At 63.8% G+C, this 15,932-nt stretch carries 16 protein-coding genes; 3 read left to right on the forward strand and 13 right to left on the reverse strand.

The annotated features are described in order from the left end of the window. Nucleotides 1-23: 23 nt before the first annotated feature. A complete protein-coding gene (locus tag CF161_RS20435; protein WP_020298505.1) occupies nt 24-1,130 on the reverse strand; it encodes a polyamine ABC transporter substrate-binding protein in 1,107 nt (368 codons plus the stop codon). Nucleotides 1,131-1,228: 98 nt separating this feature from the next. Beyond that, entirely contained in the window at nt 1,229-2,254 is a 1,026-nt protein-coding gene (locus tag CF161_RS20440; protein WP_020298506.1) for an AraC family transcriptional regulator, read from the reverse strand. A 272-nt stretch (nt 2,255-2,526) separates the two neighbouring features. Between CF161_RS20440 and CF161_RS20445 the strand changes: the two genes are divergently transcribed. Next, nucleotides 2,527-3,903, forward strand: coding sequence for a multicopper oxidase family protein (locus tag CF161_RS20445; RefSeq protein ID WP_043229930.1), 1,377 nt, complete (start codon nt 2,527-2,529; stop codon nt 3,901-3,903). Then, nucleotides 3,903-4,400, forward strand: coding sequence for a tRNA adenosine(34) deaminase TadA (tadA, locus tag CF161_RS20450; RefSeq protein WP_020298508.1), 498 nt, complete (start codon nt 3,903-3,905; stop codon nt 4,398-4,400). Before CF161_RS20445 ends, tadA begins: the two co-directional genes overlap by 1 nt. Nucleotides 4,401-4,583: 183 nt before the next feature. Here tadA and cmoB read toward each other — a convergent pair whose 3' ends face one another. From cmoB to lon, 5 genes are all read right to left on the reverse strand, one after another. Next, a complete protein-coding gene (cmoB, locus tag CF161_RS20455) occupies nt 4,584-5,540 on the reverse strand; it encodes a tRNA 5-methoxyuridine(34)/uridine 5-oxyacetic acid(34) synthase CmoB (protein ID WP_020298509.1) in 957 nt (318 codons plus the stop codon). Then, the gene (gene cmoA, locus CF161_RS20460) at nt 5,537-6,319 is read right to left on the reverse strand and encodes a carboxy-S-adenosyl-L-methionine synthase CmoA (RefSeq protein ID WP_177326793.1); all 783 of its coding nucleotides are present in this window, start codon (nt 6,317-6,319) and stop codon (nt 5,537-5,539) included. The genes cmoB and cmoA overlap by 4 nt, the downstream gene beginning before the upstream one ends. Nucleotides 6,320-6,405: 86 nt before the next feature. Next, nucleotides 6,406-7,041 (reverse strand): lysoplasmalogenase, encoded by a 636-nt coding sequence (locus CF161_RS20465; RefSeq protein WP_020298511.1) that lies wholly within the window; start codon nt 7,039-7,041, stop codon nt 6,406-6,408. A gap of 1 nt (nt 7,042) precedes the next feature. Then, complete coding sequence (locus CF161_RS20470) at nt 7,043-7,435, reverse strand: protease inhibitor I42 family protein (RefSeq protein WP_020298512.1); 393 nt, start codon at nt 7,433-7,435, stop codon at nt 7,043-7,045. Nucleotides 7,436-7,602: 167 nt separating this feature from the next. Beyond that, the gene (gene lon, locus CF161_RS20475; RefSeq protein ID WP_020298513.1) at nt 7,603-10,023 is read right to left on the reverse strand and encodes an endopeptidase La; all 2,421 of its coding nucleotides are present in this window, start codon (nt 10,021-10,023) and stop codon (nt 7,603-7,605) included. A gap of 513 nt (nt 10,024-10,536) precedes the next feature. Here lon and CF161_RS20480 point away from each other — a divergent pair. After that, the gene (locus CF161_RS20480; RefSeq protein WP_020298514.1) at nt 10,537-12,879 is read left to right on the forward strand and encodes a bifunctional diguanylate cyclase/phosphodiesterase; all 2,343 of its coding nucleotides are present in this window, start codon (nt 10,537-10,539) and stop codon (nt 12,877-12,879) included. 10 nt (nt 12,880-12,889) lie between these two features. On the opposite strand, the gene CF161_RS20485 is transcribed toward CF161_RS20480, so the two are convergent. Genes CF161_RS20485 through CF161_RS20510 form a run of 6 tightly spaced genes read right to left on the reverse strand, consistent with a single transcriptional unit; the run spans nt 12,890 to nt 15,493 of the window. Further along, a complete protein-coding gene (locus CF161_RS20485; RefSeq protein ID WP_020298515.1) occupies nt 12,890-13,225 on the reverse strand; it encodes a hypothetical protein in 336 nt (111 codons plus the stop codon). Between the two features lie 16 nt (nt 13,226-13,241). After that, a complete protein-coding gene (locus CF161_RS20490) occupies nt 13,242-13,568 on the reverse strand; it encodes a hypothetical protein (protein ID WP_020298516.1) in 327 nt (108 codons plus the stop codon). Then, nucleotides 13,565-14,305: a hypothetical protein gene (locus CF161_RS20495; RefSeq protein ID WP_156882705.1), complete on the reverse strand. Its 741-nt coding sequence runs from the start codon at nt 14,303-14,305 to the stop codon at nt 13,565-13,567. The genes CF161_RS20490 and CF161_RS20495 overlap by 4 nt, the downstream gene beginning before the upstream one ends. 14 nt (nt 14,306-14,319) lie before the next feature. Beyond that, on the reverse strand, nt 14,320-14,631 hold the full coding sequence (locus CF161_RS20500; RefSeq protein ID WP_020298518.1) for a hypothetical protein: 312 nt from the start codon (nt 14,629-14,631) through the stop codon (nt 14,320-14,322). A 35-nt stretch (nt 14,632-14,666) separates the two neighbouring features. Next, nucleotides 14,667-15,065 carry a hypothetical protein gene (locus CF161_RS20505; RefSeq protein WP_020298519.1) on the reverse strand — a complete coding sequence of 133 codons (399 nt, stop codon included), beginning with the start codon at nt 15,063-15,065 and terminating at the stop codon, nt 14,667-14,669. Next, nucleotides 15,062-15,493 carry a hypothetical protein gene (locus tag CF161_RS20510; RefSeq protein ID WP_020298520.1) on the reverse strand — a complete coding sequence of 144 codons (432 nt, stop codon included), beginning with the start codon at nt 15,491-15,493 and terminating at the stop codon, nt 15,062-15,064. The genes CF161_RS20505 and CF161_RS20510 overlap by 4 nt, the downstream gene beginning before the upstream one ends. Between the last annotated feature and the right edge of the window lie 439 nt (nt 15,494-15,932).

Here is a 15,932-nt window from a genome sequence, read left to right on the forward strand (position 1 = left end):
TGGGTACGAGGCGGATGGGCACTTCAGCGTCCGCTGGTGACCTTGACCCAGGTGCGCGTGCGCACACGCTCGGCCTTGGCCGGCAACGGCTTGAGCGGGAACAGCAGCGTCATGGCTTCGCTGGATGGGTACAGGTCAGGGTTGTCGCGCAGCGACTGGTCGACCCAGGGCAAGGAGTCCTTGTTGCCGTTGGGGTAGCCGACGAAGTTGCTGATGGACGCAGTGACCTGGGGTTCCAGCAGGTAGTTGAGGAACGCATGGGCAGTGTCGACATGCTTGGCGCCGGCAGGGATGGCCACGGTGTCGAACCAGATCAGGGTGCCTTCCTTGGGAATGCGCATCTCGATGTGCACGCCGTTCTTGGCTTCGTTGGCGCGGTTGGCCGCCTGCAGGAAACCGCCGGAGTAGCCGACCGCGACGCAGATGTTGCCGTTGGCGATGTCGCCCATCCACTTGGCGCTGTGGAAGTAGCGGATATAAGGCCGCAGCTTGAGCAGCAGGGCTTCGGCCTTGCGGTAGTCTTCGGGGTTCTGGCTGTTCGGATCCAGCCCGAGGTAGTGCAGGGCCAGGGGCAGCATTTCGGTCGGCGAGTCCATGAAGGTCACGCCGCACTGGCTGAGTTTTTTCAGGTTTTCTTCTTTGAACACCAGGTCCCAGCTATTGACCGGCGCATCCTCGCCGAGCAATTGGGTGACCTTGTCGCGGTTGTAGCCGATCAGGTTGGTGCCCCACATGTAGGGGATCACGTAGCGGTTGCCGGGGTCGCTCTGCTCCAGCAGCTTCATCACGGTTGGGTCCAGGTGCTTCCAGTTCGGCAGCTGGCTGCGGTCCAGGGGCTGGAAGGCGCCGGCGGTGATCTGTTTGCTGACAAAACTGCTGGACGGCACCACCACGTCATAACCGCTGTTGCCGGTCAGCAGCTTGGCTTCCAGCACTTCGTTGCTTTCGAAGATGTCGTACTTGACCTTGATCCCGGTGCTGGCTTCGAAATCCTTGATGGTGTTGGGCGCGATGTATTCCGACCAGTTGAAAATATTCACGGTGCGCTCGGGGGCGGCGCTGGCGCTCTGCGAGGCGGCCAGTGCAAGGCCCAGTGCCGCGCTGGCAAATAGGGTGTGCAGGGATTTCATTCGACGACTCCATGTCTTGGATGAGCGGAGAGACCCGCGTGTCCATTCTTGGTCGGAATGCAATCGGAGAGAATGTTGCTAACGGTCAATAACGGTTCTTAAGCGTCATTTAACGGCCCGGACTGGCCGGCCAACTGCCTGAAACGGCCCGGGGCGACGCCACTCCAGCGTTGGAAGGCATGGCGGAAGCTGGCGGTTTCCTTGAACCCCAGCGCTTCCGCGATGCGGCATACCGACAGGTTCTGCTGGGCCAGCAATTGCTTGGCCTGCTTGTAGCGCAGTTCGTCGAGCAGCTTCTGGTAGCTGCTGTCCTGGGCGCGCAGGCGCCGGCGCAGGGTGCTGGGGGAGCAGTGCACCTGCCGCGCCAGGCTGTCGAAGTCCGGCACGGCATGCAGTTGTTCGCTGAGGATGCGCCGCACCTGGTCGATCCAGGCGGGGCGAGCGCTGAGTTCTTCGTTGAGTTCGATGCAGCGTTCGAGCATGCCGCCGTGGGTCACCAGATCGGCCAGGGGCAGGCGTCGGTCCAGCCATTCCAGGTCGAAACCGATGGCATTGCGCCCGGTGTTGAAGTGCACCGGGCAATTGAAGGCCTGTTCGTAGGCGTCCAGGTAATCCGGTTGCGGGTGCACGAACTGCGCCTCGCGCAGAGGCAGAATGCACCCCAGCAAGTCCTGGCAAGTGACCCGGAACGAGGACATGCAGAAGTCGGTGTTGAACACCTCAAGCTCCGGCGTTTCGCTGTATTGATCGGCGGTCAGCCAGGCCAGCCCATCGCGGATCTCCAGGCCCAGGCGGAAAAACGTTCCCAGCAGCAGCGGATAGCGCAGCGCCAGGGTCAGGCCCTCGCGCAGGTTGGCGCTGGTCAGCAGGGTCAGGCCGAACATGCCGTAGGCCGAAATATGCAGGCAGCGCCCCAGGGCCAGCCCCAGGTCCTGGCGAAACGCCAGGGCGTTGGCGAACACCCGCAGTTCCTGGCCGATGTTGATCAGGCTATTGGGCAGCTCGACGTCCGACAACTGGATACCGCTGCCTTCGAGCAGCACCTCAGGGGTCACCTCGGTGCCGCGAAACGCGTCGAGCACGGCCTGGGTCGTATGCAATGTGGTCAGGCGCAATGCCGCCATGACTGACCTCTGAAAGGGTAAGGGAGCATGACTTTAGGGGCTCGACGCGTCAGGTTCAATTGATCAGGGCCAATCCGTGGCTGCCGCGGGCATATTTGTTCCAACTGAAACGTTTAATCCGGTGCTTATTTACACCTGGGCACCAAGCTTCGTCGGTGTTGTGCCCCTGCGTCCAGTCGCCGCGCTGCCCTTACTGTTTCTCAACTGCGGGTGTATCGTATTCGCCTTTTGCGGGCTCAGGCCTGCCGTAGATACGTGAGGTAGTTGAGTCCATGTCCTTTACCCGTCGACAAATACTCGGTGGTCTGACCGGTCTTGTAGTGGTTGGCGTGGGGGCGGGAGGGGCGTCGCGCTATTGGCTGGGGAAAATGGCCGATGCCGAGGCTGGCCACGATTACCAGTTGATCGCTGCGCCCCTGGACGTCGAGTTGGTGCCTGGGCACAAGACCGAGGCCTGGGCGTTCGGCCCTTCGGCGCCGGGCACCGAGCTGCGGGTGCGCCAGGGCGAATGGCTGCGGGTGCGTTTCATCAACCACCTGCCCGTGGCGACTACCATTCACTGGCACGGTATCCGTCTGCCGCTGGAGATGGACGGCGTGCCCTACGTCTCGCAACTGCCGGTGCTGCCGGGCGAGTTCTTCGACTACAAGTTCCGTGTGCCGGACGCCGGCAGCTACTGGTATCACCCCCATGTCAACAGCAGCGAGGAGCTGGGGCGTGGCCTGGTCGGCCCGCTGATCATCGAGGAGCGCGAGCCCACCGGGTTCCAGTACGAGCACACCCTGAGCCTGAAAAGCTGGCACGTCGATGAAGTCGGGGCCTTCATGCCCTTCAGCATTCCCCGCGAGGCGGCCCGGGGCGGCACGGCCGGGCGCCTGTCGACCATCAACGGTGTGTCCCAGGCGGTGGTCGAGCTGCCGGCCGGGCAGATCACCCGGGTACGCCTGCTCAACCTCGACAACACCCTGACCTACCGGATCAACATTCCCGGGGTCGAGGCGCAGATCTATGCCCTGGACGGCAACCCCGTCGAACCGCGGCCCCTGGGCAAGGAATACTGGTTGGGCCCGGGCATGCGCATCTGCCTGGCGATCAAGGCGCCGCCGGCGGGTGAAGAGCTGTCGCTGCGCAATGGCCCGGTGCGCCTGGGCACCTTGCGTTCGGTGGCCAACAACGACGCCCCGACCTCATGGCCGCCGACCTTGCCGGCCAATCCGATTGCCGAGCCCGACCTGGAGAACGCGGAAAAGCTCAACTTCAACTTCGAGTGGGTTGGCTCGGTTTCGGTGAACGTGGACAATGGCAAGCCGCCCAGCTTGTGGCAAATCAACGGCAAGGCCTGGGACATCACCGACAAGACCTGCGCCGACCGCCCGATTGCTACGCTGAAAAAGGGCAAAAGCTACATTTTCGAATTGAAGAACATGACCCAGTACCAGCACCCCATCCACCTGCACGGCATGAGCTTCAAAGTCATCGCCTCGAACCGGCACACCGTGATCCCGTATTTCACCGACACCTACCTGCTGGGCAAGAACGAGCGCGCCCGGGTGGCCCTGGTGGCGGATAACCCGGGGGTGTGGATGTTCCACTGCCATGTGATCGACCACATGGAAACCGGCCTGATGGCCGCCATCGAGGTCGTCTGATGCGACAGATTCGCCCGGCCCGGATCATCGACCGCAGCCGCGATCAGGACTTCATGCGTGAAGCCCTGGTCCTGGCCGCAGAGGGCGCGGCCCTGGGCGAAGTTCCGGTGGGGGCGGTGCTGGTGCTGGACGGTGAAATCATCGGCCGGGGCTTCAATTGCCCCATCAGCGGCAGCGACCCCAGCGCCCACGCCGAAATGGTCGCGATCCGCGCGGCGGCCCAGGCCCTGGACAACTATCGCCTGCCGGGCAGCACCCTCTACGTGACCCTGGAACCGTGCAGCATGTGCGCCGGCCTGATCGTGCACTCGCGCATTGCCCGGGTGGTCTACGGCGCGCTGGAGCCCAAGGCCGGCATCGTGCAAAGCCAGGGGCAGTTCTTCAACCAGGGCTTTCTCAACCACCGGGTGCTGTTCGAAGGCGGGGTCCTGGCCGAAGAGTGCGGCACGGTGCTGAGCGAATTCTTCAAGGCCCGCCGGGCCAAACCGGCTCTGTGACCTCTGGCCTGGTGAGCATGCTTCTTGAGTCAAACGAGGGCTCGTGTGGCGAGGGAGCTTGCTCCCGCGGGGCTACGCAGCAGCCCCAAACCAGCCTTCACATGACTTCAGTCGAACCGCACATGCCGAAACCGGGTGGGCTGCCCCCTCCAGCGAGAGCCAGCGCCCTCGCCACAAGGTGAATTATTTTTTGGCGACGATCACGGCGCGCATCGGTGCCGGCAGGCCTTCGATGGTTTTGCTGTGGTCGTTGGGGTCGAGGAAGTCGCTCAGGGACTGGTATTTCATCCACTCGGTGCCGCGCTGTTCCTCGATGCTGGTCACGCTCACATCCACGCAGCGCACCTCGCTGAAACCTGCCCGGCGCAGCCACAACTCCAGGGCCGGCACCGAGGGCAGGAACCAGACGTTGCGCATCTGTGCATAGCGGTCTTCGGGCACCAGCACCTGCTGCTGGTCGCCGGCCACCACCAGGGTTTCCAGCACCAGTTCGCCGCCTTTCACCAGGCAATCCTTGAGCGCCAGCAAATGCTCGATGGGCGAGCGACGGTGGTAGAACACCCCCATGGAAAATACCGTGTCGAAGCCTTCCAGGTTTGGCGGCAGGTCTTCGAACGGGAACGGCAGGTGCCACACCGCAGGCTGCGACAAGTAGCGCTGCACCGCCTGGAACTGGCAGAAGAACAGCCAGTTGGGATCGACCCCGATCACACTGTGGGCACCGGCGCCGAGCATGCGCCACATGTAATAGCCATTGCCGCAGCCGACATCGAGGATGCGCTTGCCTTCAAGGTTCAGGTGCGGGGCGACCCGCGACCATTTCCAGTCCGAGCGCCATTCGGTGTCCACGTGCACCCCGAACAGATCGAACGGACCCTTGCGCCACGGCGACAGGCCCATCAACGCGCTGCGCATCTGCGCCCGGGTGGCGTCATCGCACTCGGTGTCCAGGGTCAGGCCATTGAGCAGGTCGACTTCACTGGGCTGGATCTTCGGCAGCGCATCCAGGGCACTCTGCCAGCGCTCCAGGTCGCCGTGGCCCTTCTCCATCTTCTTGTCGAGTTGCGCTTGCAGGGTGTTGGCCCAGTCGGCCAGGGGCGTACCGGCCAGGCGGCGGGCGAGGGGGGACAGATCGATCATGGCAAGGCAATCAACGAGGCAAAGTTAAGACACTGGAACCACGGCACGACTTTCGAGAAACCGGCCGCCAACAGGCGCTCGCGGTGTTCTTCGAGGCTGTCGGGCTTCATGACGTTTTCGATGGCGCTGCGCTTCTGGGCGATTTCCAGCTCGCTGTAGCCGTTGGCGCGCTTGAAGGCGATATGCAGGTCGGTGAGCAGCGCGTGCTCCTGCTCATCGTTGAAGCGCAGCTTCTCCGAGAGGATCAGCGCGCCGCCCGGCAACAGCGACTGGCGGATGCGCCCGAGCAGCGCCGTGCGCTGTTCCGGGGCGATGAACTGCAGGGTGAAATTGAGCGCCACCACCGAGGCCGGCTGGAACTCCAGGGCCAGGATGTCGCCCTCGATCACCTGCACCGGCAGCAACTCCTGGAACATCGAGTCCTGGCCGTTGAGGTATTCCCGGCAGCGCTCGACCATGGCCGCCGAGTTATCTACCGCGATCACCCTGCAGCCGTCGGTCCGCACATGGCGGCGCAAGGCCTGGGTCACCGCACCCAGGGACGAGCCCAGGTCGTAGAGCACGCTGTTGGGCTGGGCGAACTGCGCCGCGAGCACGCCGAGGTTTTCGACAATGGTCGGATAACCCGGGACCGAGCGCTTGATCATGTCCGGGAACACCCGCACCACGTCCTCGTTGAAGGCGAAGTCGGGCACCTGGGCCAGGGGCTGGGCGAAAAGGCGATCGGGGTCTTGGCTCACGGCGGTTCCAGCGGCGGATGGTGAAAGAGGGGGCGGCATTGTAGCCGCTGCCGCAGGCTGCGATAAGGCCCGAAAGGGCCTCAGGTGCCTGCGGGCGACACAAGGTGCCGCGCCTGGGTGGCCGTTTAGCGTGGCTTCTGGCTGAACGCCGACGCGGCAATGCCCCACTGGCCCAGCCAGTAGCTGATGATGATCAGGTACGGCGCGGCCTCGAACGCCACCACAAAGCGGCTGATGCCGATCAGGCTGTCGGAGAAGGCGAAGGTCAGGGCGCCCACCCCGGCCAGCAGCGCCGAGCGCCTGGGCACCGCCGTGCCGAAGCGGGCCAGGGCGCGCCAGAGCATGGCGCTGATGGTCAGCCCATAGACAATCACCGGGATCAGCAACGGCCCCAGGCCATGGGCAATCAGGATCGTCAGCAGCGAGCCGCCAATCACGATAGCCACCAGCAGCGGCAGCAGCGCCGGACGCCGACAGTCGCTGAGGTAGGCCTTGAGGTAGGCCAGGTGTGCCACTAGAAAGGCGCCGAGGCCGAACACAAACAGGTCGCCGGGCCAGGCCAGCAACACATCGCCGAGCACCGAGAACAGCAGGCCGATGATGATCCAGCGCCGGTAGTCGCCGGGTGGGGCGTCGTGCAGCCAGCCGAGCAGGGCCAGCACCGGCAGCGGCTTGACCAGCAGGCAGAGCAGGGCGGCATGCACGCTGATGCCGTAGATAAAGGTGACTGCGCCCATCAGCGCCAGGATCAGCCAGCCCATGTCAGTTGACCTTTATCGCGCAATCGAAGGCTTTGACCGGCGCCACTTCCGGGGCCCAGGGCTGCTGGTAGGTCAGCAACAAACGGCCGGTGCCGCTGGCAAATGCCTGAAAGCGCCAGGTGGACTGCCCGGCATTGCCCACCAGGCCGCTGTCTTCAGGGTTGCTGTAGACCTCGGGGCTGACCTTGCGCAACACGCCGCCGGCCGAGTCCTGGATTGCCCAGCGATAGCCGGTGGTGGGGTTGCTGGGCAGGGTCAGAATCAGGTTCTGGCCAGTGCTCAGTTGCAGCGGGCATTCACTCTGGTTTTCGACCGTGATGTTTTGCTTGGGTTGGCTGGCGCAGGCGGCCAGCAGGGCAACGCTGAGAAGGGCAAGCAGACGAGGAGGGAACATGGCTCAGAAAGCTCCGATCATTCATGACGAGCGGCGAGCATAACTGAAGATTGCAAGCGGTGTGGCCAGGGGCTGAAGGTTGGCCACAATGCCCTCTTGGCCGACACGCCAGCGGCTGCCGGGCTGTGGCATCACAGCTGGCAGCCGCCGGCACTGGCGCTCAGGGGTTAGAACAGCACCTTGGCCACGTCGGCGAACTTCTTCGCGAAGTGCACGGTGATGCCTTCCTTGAGGTAGTCCGGGAGCTCTTCGAAGTGGCCACGGTTGGGTTCCGGCAGGATCAGTTCGAAGATCTTCTGCCGGCGCGCGGCGATGACTTTTTCGCGTACCCCGCCAATCGGCAGCACATGCCCGGTCAGGGTCAGCTCACCGGTCATGGCCACGCCTTTTTTCGGCGGCTGGTTACGCGCCAGGGACAACAGCGCACTGGCCATGGTCACCCCGGCGCTCGGGCCGTCCTTGGGTGTGGCCCCTTCAGGCACATGCAGGTGGACAAAGGCTTCGTCGAAGAACTTGCCGTCGCCGCCAAACTGCTTGAGGTGCGAGCTGATGTAGCTGTAGGCAATTTCCGCAGACTCCTTCATCACATCCCCCAACTGCCCGGTGAGTTTGAAACCCCGGTTCAGGGTGTGGATGCGCGTGGCCTCGATCGGCAAAGTTGCGCCGCCCATGCTGGTCCAGGCCAGGCCGGTGATGACCCCGGTGCCGCTGAGCACTTGCTCATTGCGGAACACCGGCATGCCCAGGGAGGCCTCCAGGTCTTTCGGGCCGAGCTTGATCACCGCCTTCGGATCATCCAGCAGCTTGACCACCGCCTTGCGCACCAGTTTGCCCAGTTGTTTTTCCAGCTGGCGCACCCCGGCCTCGCGGGCGTAACCGTCGATCACCGCGCGCAAGGCGTTGTCGCTGATGCTCAGGCTGGTCTTGGCCACCCCGGCTTTCTCCAACTGCTTGGGCCACAGGTGACGCTTGGCGATGGCGATTTTTTCTTCGGTGATGTAGCCCGACAGGCGAATCACTTCCATGCGGTCGAGCAACGGGCCGGGGATCGAATCCAGGGTGTTGGCGGTGCACACGAACAGCACTTTGGACAGGTCCAGGCGCAGGTCCAGGTAGTGATCGAGGAATTCGACGTTCTGTTCCGGGTCCAGGGTTTCGAGCAAGGCCGAGGCCGGGTCGCCCTGGTAGCTCTGGCCCATCTTGTCGATCTCGTCGAGCATGATCACCGGGTTCATCACCTCGACGTCCTTGAGCGCCTGCACCAGCTTGCCCGGCAGGGCGCCGATGTAGGTGCGGCGATGGCCCTTGATCTCGGCCTCGTCGCGCATGCCGCCGACGCTGAAGCGGTAGAACGGCCGGCCCAGGGACTCGGCGATGGACTTGCCAACGCTGGTCTTGCCCACGCCCGGCGGTCCCACCAGCAGGACGATGGAACCGCTGATTTCGCCCTTATAGGCGCCCACGGCGAGGAATTCGAGAATCCGGCTCTTGATGTCGTCCAGCCCGGCATGGTGCTGGTCCAGCACCTTGCGCGCGTGCTTGAGGTCGAGCTTGTCCTGGCCGTACACGCCCCAGGGCACGGCGGTGGCCCACTCCAGGTAATTGCGCGTGACTGCGTATTCCGGCGAGCCGGTTTCCAGGATCGACAGTTTGTTCAGTTCTTCTTCGATGCGTTTTTGCGCCTGGGGCGGCAGGACCTTGCCCTTGAGGCGCTGCTCGAACTGCTCGACGTCGGCGCTGCGATCGTCCTTGGTCAGCCCCAGTTCCTGCTGGATCACCTTGAGCTGTTCCTTGAGGAAGAACTCGCGCTGGTGCTCGCCGATCTTGCGATTGACCTCGGCGGAGATTTCCTTCTGCAGGCGCGCAACTTCGACTTCCTTGCGCAGCATTGGCAGGACTTTTTCCATGCGCTTGAGCATCGGCACGCAATCCAGCACTTCCTGCAACTCGTTGCCGGTGGCCGAGGTCAGCGCGGCGGCGAAGTCGGTCAGCGGCGACGGATCGTTGGGGCTGAAGCGGTTGAGGTAGTTCTTCAACTCTTCGCTGTACAGCGGGTTGAGCGGCAGCAGCTCCTTGATCGCATTGATCAGGGCCATGCCGTAGGCCTTGACCTCGTCGGTCGGCTCACTCGGCTGATGGGGGTATTCGACTTCCACCAGGTACGGCGGGCGATGGTGCTTGAGCCAGGTGCGGATGCGCACCCGGGTCAGGCCCTGGGCAACGAATTGCAGCTTGCCGTTCTCGCGGCTGGCGTGGTGCACCTTGACCAGGGTGCCGTACAGCGGCAGCGCGGAGGTATCGAAATGCCGCGGGTCTTCGGGCGGGGTGTCCATGAAGAACAGCGCCAGGGAATGATGATCGGACTTGCTGACCAGCTCCAGGGTCTCGGCCCAGGGCTCTTCATTGACGATCACCGGCAGCACTTGCGCCGGGAAGAACGGCCGATTGTGAATCGGGATGATGTAGACCTTGTCTGGCAGGTTCTGCCCGGGCAATGCCAGGCCGGTGCCTGACGAGGCCGGGTGCTCAGCGTTTTCCGGGTCGGCGTAGTCGCTGAGGTCTTCAGGGAATTCTTGCTGGTCGGTCATGGGGCACCTGCGCAATTGGGTATGGGAGTTAGATGGGGCAGGCGGCGAGTGGTTTCAATGGCACGGCCCCGCTTCAGCTTTTCTTTATGCGTGCGCAAAGCTGTACAGCAGCTGACCGTCTGGATCTTTTTTGGTCGGGTGAACGGCGACGCGGCGCTGACGTCACCGAGACCCAGTGGGCGCTGAAGCGGGGGCCATTGCCTGTCAGGCCTTACCTGCGGCCGGCGCCTGAGTGATCGCGCTGATCGGTTGCATCCTGCGGATAAGCGAATGCCGGGAAATTGGCATCGCCAATAAAATGGCTATCTAATCCCTTGTTTTATTGCGTGCTCTTCTGCTTTTCTCAGACTAATCTGAGCGCTTCACGTGCTTGCTAAGGAAATGGCATTTAATTGACGCACGCATTCGGTTTGGTAGAGGGATGGGTATGAAGAAAGGATTTTTCAGCTCAAGGCAAGGCTCGCGGCGGATCTCGCAGCCCTTGCTGGCGAAGGCTTTGGCGAGCACCGGGTCATGAGGTGGCGCCACACCTTCCAGGCACGGATTGCCGGGACCCTGGCGTTATTACTGTTGTTGGTGATCGGCGCGGTGTATTTCGCGATGAAGACCGCCACCACCCGCGCCGTGGAAAACCAGGCCGAGGTGCAGATGACCACCGGCACCCAGGTATTCGAGCGTTTGCTGGAGTTGCGCGGGCGTCGCTTGCAGTACGGCGTGGACTGGCTGGTGATGGATTCGGCGTTTCGCCAGGCCGTTGCCAGCGGCGAGCCCCAGGGCATTCTCGAGGCCTTGCGCCGCCACGGTACGGGCATTCGTTCCAGTGAACTGTTTGTGCTGGCCGGCGATGGCCAGGTGACGGCCAGCACCCTGGCCGCGGTCGAGCCGGGCCTGGCTTTTCCCTACGATGGCGCCTTGCGCCAGGCCCGGCGTGAAAACAAAAGCATGCTGATCGTTGCCCTCAAGGGCCAACCCTACCTGCTGGTGCAGAGCCAGGTGCTGACCCCGCTGCGCATCGCCCGGGTGGTGATGGGGTTTCGCATGGACGACCTGTTCGCCAGCGAATTGCGCTCCATGAGCAACCTTGAAGTGTCATTCCTGACCCTGGACAAAGAGCGTGCCGGCGAGCTGTTCACCACCCAGCCGCCGCTGTTCTGGAATGCGATCACGGCGGCCCTGCGCGATTCGCTGTGGGAGTCGCGGCCGCAGTTGAGCGAGACCCAGGGCAAGCGTTTTCTCAATCAGGCGCTGCAATTGGCCAATACCGGCAACCCTCAGGATCCGCGGGTCCTGGTGTTGTTGCAGAGCCCGCTGGAGCAGGCGCTGCATGCGTTCGCGCCGCTGGATCGGGAGTTTTTCTGGATCGCCCTGGCGGCGCTGCTGGTCTCCCTCGGTGGGGCGCTGTGGATGGCCCGCCGCGTGGCGCGCCCGCTCGAAGTGCTGGCCCAGGCGGCGCAACGCATCGGTGCCGGCAACTACCAGACGCCGGTGGTGCTCAAGCGCAGCGACGAGTTCGGCTTGCTGGCCGACGGCATCAACGCCATGCAAAGCGCTATCGCCACCCGTGAGTCGCAACTGGCGCACAACGCCCTGCATGACCCGCTCACCGGCTTGCCCAACCGCGCCCTGGCCATGGAGCGCCTGGGCAGCGCGATTGCCGCCCGGCGCAGCGTGGTGCTGTTGTACCTGGGGATCGAAAACTACCGGGCGATCAATGAGGGCTTCGGCCCTGAAGGGCTGGAGCAGATCATGCTGGAAGTCAGCCGGCTGCTGCTGGGTTCGCTGTCTCTGGGCGACACCGCGGCGCGGGTGACCGCCAGCGAGTTTCTGCTGTTGCTGGAAAACACCCAGGTCGATGGCGCCGTGGCCCTGGCCGACCGCCTGCATACCTTGCTCAACCCGCCGCAACTGATCCATGGCCATGAAGTGCAGCGCCAGATGTGCATCGGCGTATCGGTGTACCCCACGGACGGCGAGTCCGCCGAAGAGCTGATCAGCCGCGCCGCCATCGCCCGCCGCGACGCCGCGACCCAGCCGGGTTACCTGCAGGTCTACCAGCAGGACCGCGACTTGGCGCATCAACGCCAGATCGCCCTGATTCGCGACTTGCGCCGCGCCGCCGCCGAAGGCGAGCTGTTCCTTCACTATCAACCCAAGCTCGATATCCGCCGCGGTGACGTCAGCCAGGCCGAAGCCCTGTTGCGGTGGCGGCACCCGGCGTTCGGGGTGGTCTCGCCCGCTGAATTCATCCCCCTGGCGGAGCGCACCGGGAGCATGAGCAGCCTGACCCATTGGGTGATCGAGGAGGGCATTCGCCAGTTGGCCGAGTGGAACCGCCGGGCATTGACCGTGCAGTTGTCGCTGAACATCTCGGCTGAAGACCTGGAGGGCAATGGCCTGTCGTCGATGGTCGGCGAGTTGCTGGCGCATTACCGGGTGTCGGCGGAGCAACTGGTGTTCGAGATCACCGAAAGCGCCATCATGCGCAACCCGGAGCAGGCCCTCGGCGTGCTGCAACGCCTGCGCGGCTGCGGCATCAGCCTGTCGGTGGACGACTTTGGCACCGGCTATTCGTCCCTGGCCCAATTGCAGCGCCTGCCGGTGCAGGAGCTGAAGATCGACCAGTCCTTTATCCGCAACCTGGATGAAACCAGCGGCGACGCGGTGATCGTGCGTTCGACCATCGAGATGAGCCACAACCTGGGGCTCAAGGTGGTGGCCGAAGGGGTTGAGCTCGAAGGCAGCCTGCGCCTGCTCAAGCATTGGCGCTGTGACACGGCCCAGGGCTATCTGATCAGCCGGCCGCTGGAAGCCCGGGCGTTCGAGGCCTGGCTGGGCACATCGCGGGTACGGCTCTGAGCCGGCGGGTTCAGCTCGGTTCCCAGAACTCCAGGTCCTCGACATAACGTTCGATATCGCCCATATCGTCGTCTCCCAGGGTGTTGTCAAAGGGCTCGGACAACAGCGCGCGCACCTTGGCCAGGCGGTCGCGCAACTGGCCCTCGATCACGAAATTGCCGGTGGCGGTGTCGAAATCGAACTCGGGGTTGAAAATCGCATGGTCCGACATCTTGCGCAGGGAAATCAGCATGAATTCCAGCTCGCGCAGGATATCCAGGGCTACCGCCCCTGGCAGCACGATCTGTTGATTGGCTTCCCGCAGGGAGGGCGGATTTTTGGGTGATTTGGGTTTAGCTGGGCTCATGGCGATCCTGGGGGATTTAAAAGTAGAAAAACAGACCGCTGGCCTTGGCGCGGGCCAGGGTTGTGAGCTGCAGCAACGAGGTCTTGAGCGCGGGCGCCAGAGGCGTTTGCTCAATCAGCGCCTGGGCCGTGGCCAGCGCATCGGCGCCCTGGATGCTGGCGTCTTCATGCTCGTCGATCAGGCAGCCCAACTGCCGATTGAGGCGCTCGATCAAGCCCGAGTCCCACAGCTGTTGATAGTGCTCGGCGCTCAGGGCGCATTGCTCCAGATCACCGGGCAGGCACTGATCGAGGTCCAGGCGCTGCATCGCCGCCAGGCTCAAGGGAACGACAATCTGCTTCATGGGCCGGGCTCCGGGGTGGCGGGCAAGAGGAGGGCGTCGGACCATTCAAGGCCTTGGGCAAATTGCTCGATGGCGTCGAGTGCCCGGCGCGGGTCCGGGGTTCTGAGCTCGCCCGCCGAGGTGCGGTGGTAGACCTGGCGTTGGCGGTTGCGCTTGAAGCGTTCAACTCGCAGCACAAATTCGCCGAGCCCCTGGGGGGCGGGCTCAAAACCCAGGCTAAAGCCGTGTTCGCGGCCGGCACCGGCGAGCAGCAACGGGTGATTGAAGGCGTGCAGGGTGTCGGCGCCAAAGGCACGTTGCGGCAGTTGGTGATGGCTGATCTCCCAGCCTCCCGGCAGGCGGATGGCCTGCAAGGGCGCAATCGCTTCGTGGCCCGAGGCAGGGTCGGCCTGCTGGGTGGTTTGCAGCATGAAGGCTTCGAGTCGGGCGATCAGCTGCACGGTGTCGCGGGTCCTGAATTCCTCGAGCAACCCGTCCTGGCCCGGCACCGTATCCGAGCGGTCCTGGGGGTCGGTCATCAAGCTGAGCACGAACTCGCCGTCGGGGTCGTCTTCGGGCAGAAAGGCGCAGTCAAAGCAGCGTTGGCCCTGGCGATGCACGCCGCCGATCAGCACCGAGGCATCGAACCATTCGAGGGTCTCGGCAGTGAAGGGCAGTTGATGGAAGGTGTTGAGGGTGATCTGCCAGCCGCCGGTAATGCGCAACGGTTGCAGGGTGTAGAGGGGACGGCGCTTCATGCTGCGGTTCTCGATCATGGGCGGTGGTGCAGCGCCTGCAGCATGCCCTGGGCACGGGCCAGGCAGTCGCGCAGTTGTCCAAGGCTGTGGGCCTGTTCGCTCGACAGCGGTTGCTGCCAGTCCTGATCCTTGATCACCGCTACCCGAAAGGCGCCATGCTCGGCGAATTCGGGGTACCAGCCCACGTCCAGCAGCCAGTGCTCGCCGTATTCGACTTGCAGCAGGTCCTCCTTCAGCGCGTCGAGTTGGCGGGCCAGTGGCTGGTCGGACAGGGACGACAAGTCGTCGAAGCGGATATTTCCCGTGAGCAGGCTCAGGTCGAACACTGTTGGCTTCCTTTGCAAAGGGTGAAGCAGGCGGCTCAGGCCTGGTAGTGATTCTTGAGTGCCTGGCACTTTGCCAGAATATTCTGCCGGTCTTCCTCGACCTGGGTCTCGCACCAGTGGCAGAGGTAGCGGATGGCGTGCACGGTGGGCAGGGTGACCTGCTCGTCCATGAACTCGAAGGTGATTCCAGGCACGCCCAGCAGATGCGGGGCAATGTTGTCCGGGTCGACGTCGCAGTCGATGGTCAGGCCGGACATCTCGGTGCCGCCACTGGTGGGGATCAGCAAGTCGTCGAGCAACAGGTGCAGGCAACTGGCGCCCTTGAGCCTTGAGGCACAGAGCAGGTGGTCGAGCAGGCAGTTGTGCAGCGTGCTGTGCTGGGCCTGGGTCAGTTGCGCGATGGAGGGCACTTGTTGGGTGCGGGCGGCGCTCATGGGGTGCCGGCCTCGGTTTTGGCCAGCAGGCTGGTCAGCTCGGGCTCGACCTCGGCTGGGGGCAGGCTGGCGATGACCTGCTCGATGCTCGCGCGGTAGCGGTTGTCCATGGGGGTTTCGCACCAGTCGAGTTCGTAGATCGCGAGGATTTGCACATCGAGGTAGGGCGATTCCAGCAACAGGCGTTTGAGCAGGGCAATGGCCGCTGCCGAGCGGTCTTTGCCCAGGCACACCGCGCAGCGCTGTTGCCAGTATTGCGCCTGCTGCAGCAGCATCTGCTCGAGCCGTTGCCATTGCACCGCGGTGAAGTCGCACAGCACGGTCTTGGCCACCAGATCGGTGCTGTACTCGGTCCAGTTGGACGCCTCGGAGTCACCGATCCAGTGCTGCAACTTCAGGATCAGCGCGTCGCTCTGTGGCAGGCTCATAGCGCAGAGGCCTTGGCCAGCAGGTTGTTCAATTCGGGTTCTCGCTGCTCATCGGCCAGCCTTTGAATGACGGCTTCGATCAGCGGCGCGTAGCAGGCTTCGATAGGGGCTTCTGACCAGTCCAGTTCATGGATGGCCGTGACCTGCACCTCAAGGTAGGGCGAGTCCTGCAACAGGCTCTTGAGCAGGGCGATGGCCGGCGCCGAGCGGTTTTCCCCGAGGCTTGCGGCGCAGCGTTGTTGCCAGTACTCGGGCTTGCCCGGCAGCACATCGGCCAGTTGCTGCCATTGCGCGGGCGAGAAACCGTGCAGCACGCCTTTGGCCACCTGCTCGGTGATGTACTCATTCCAGGGGGCGCTGGGCGAGTCGCCAAGCCAGTGTTCCAGCAGGGCCAATGGGTGCGTCGGGAGCGGCGTTGGTGCGGGTTCGATCGGGCGGG

It is taken from the genome of Pseudomonas sp. CF161, from assembly GCF_000416215.1.
Taxonomy (GTDB): Bacteria; Pseudomonadota; Gammaproteobacteria; order Pseudomonadales; family Pseudomonadaceae; genus Aquipseudomonas.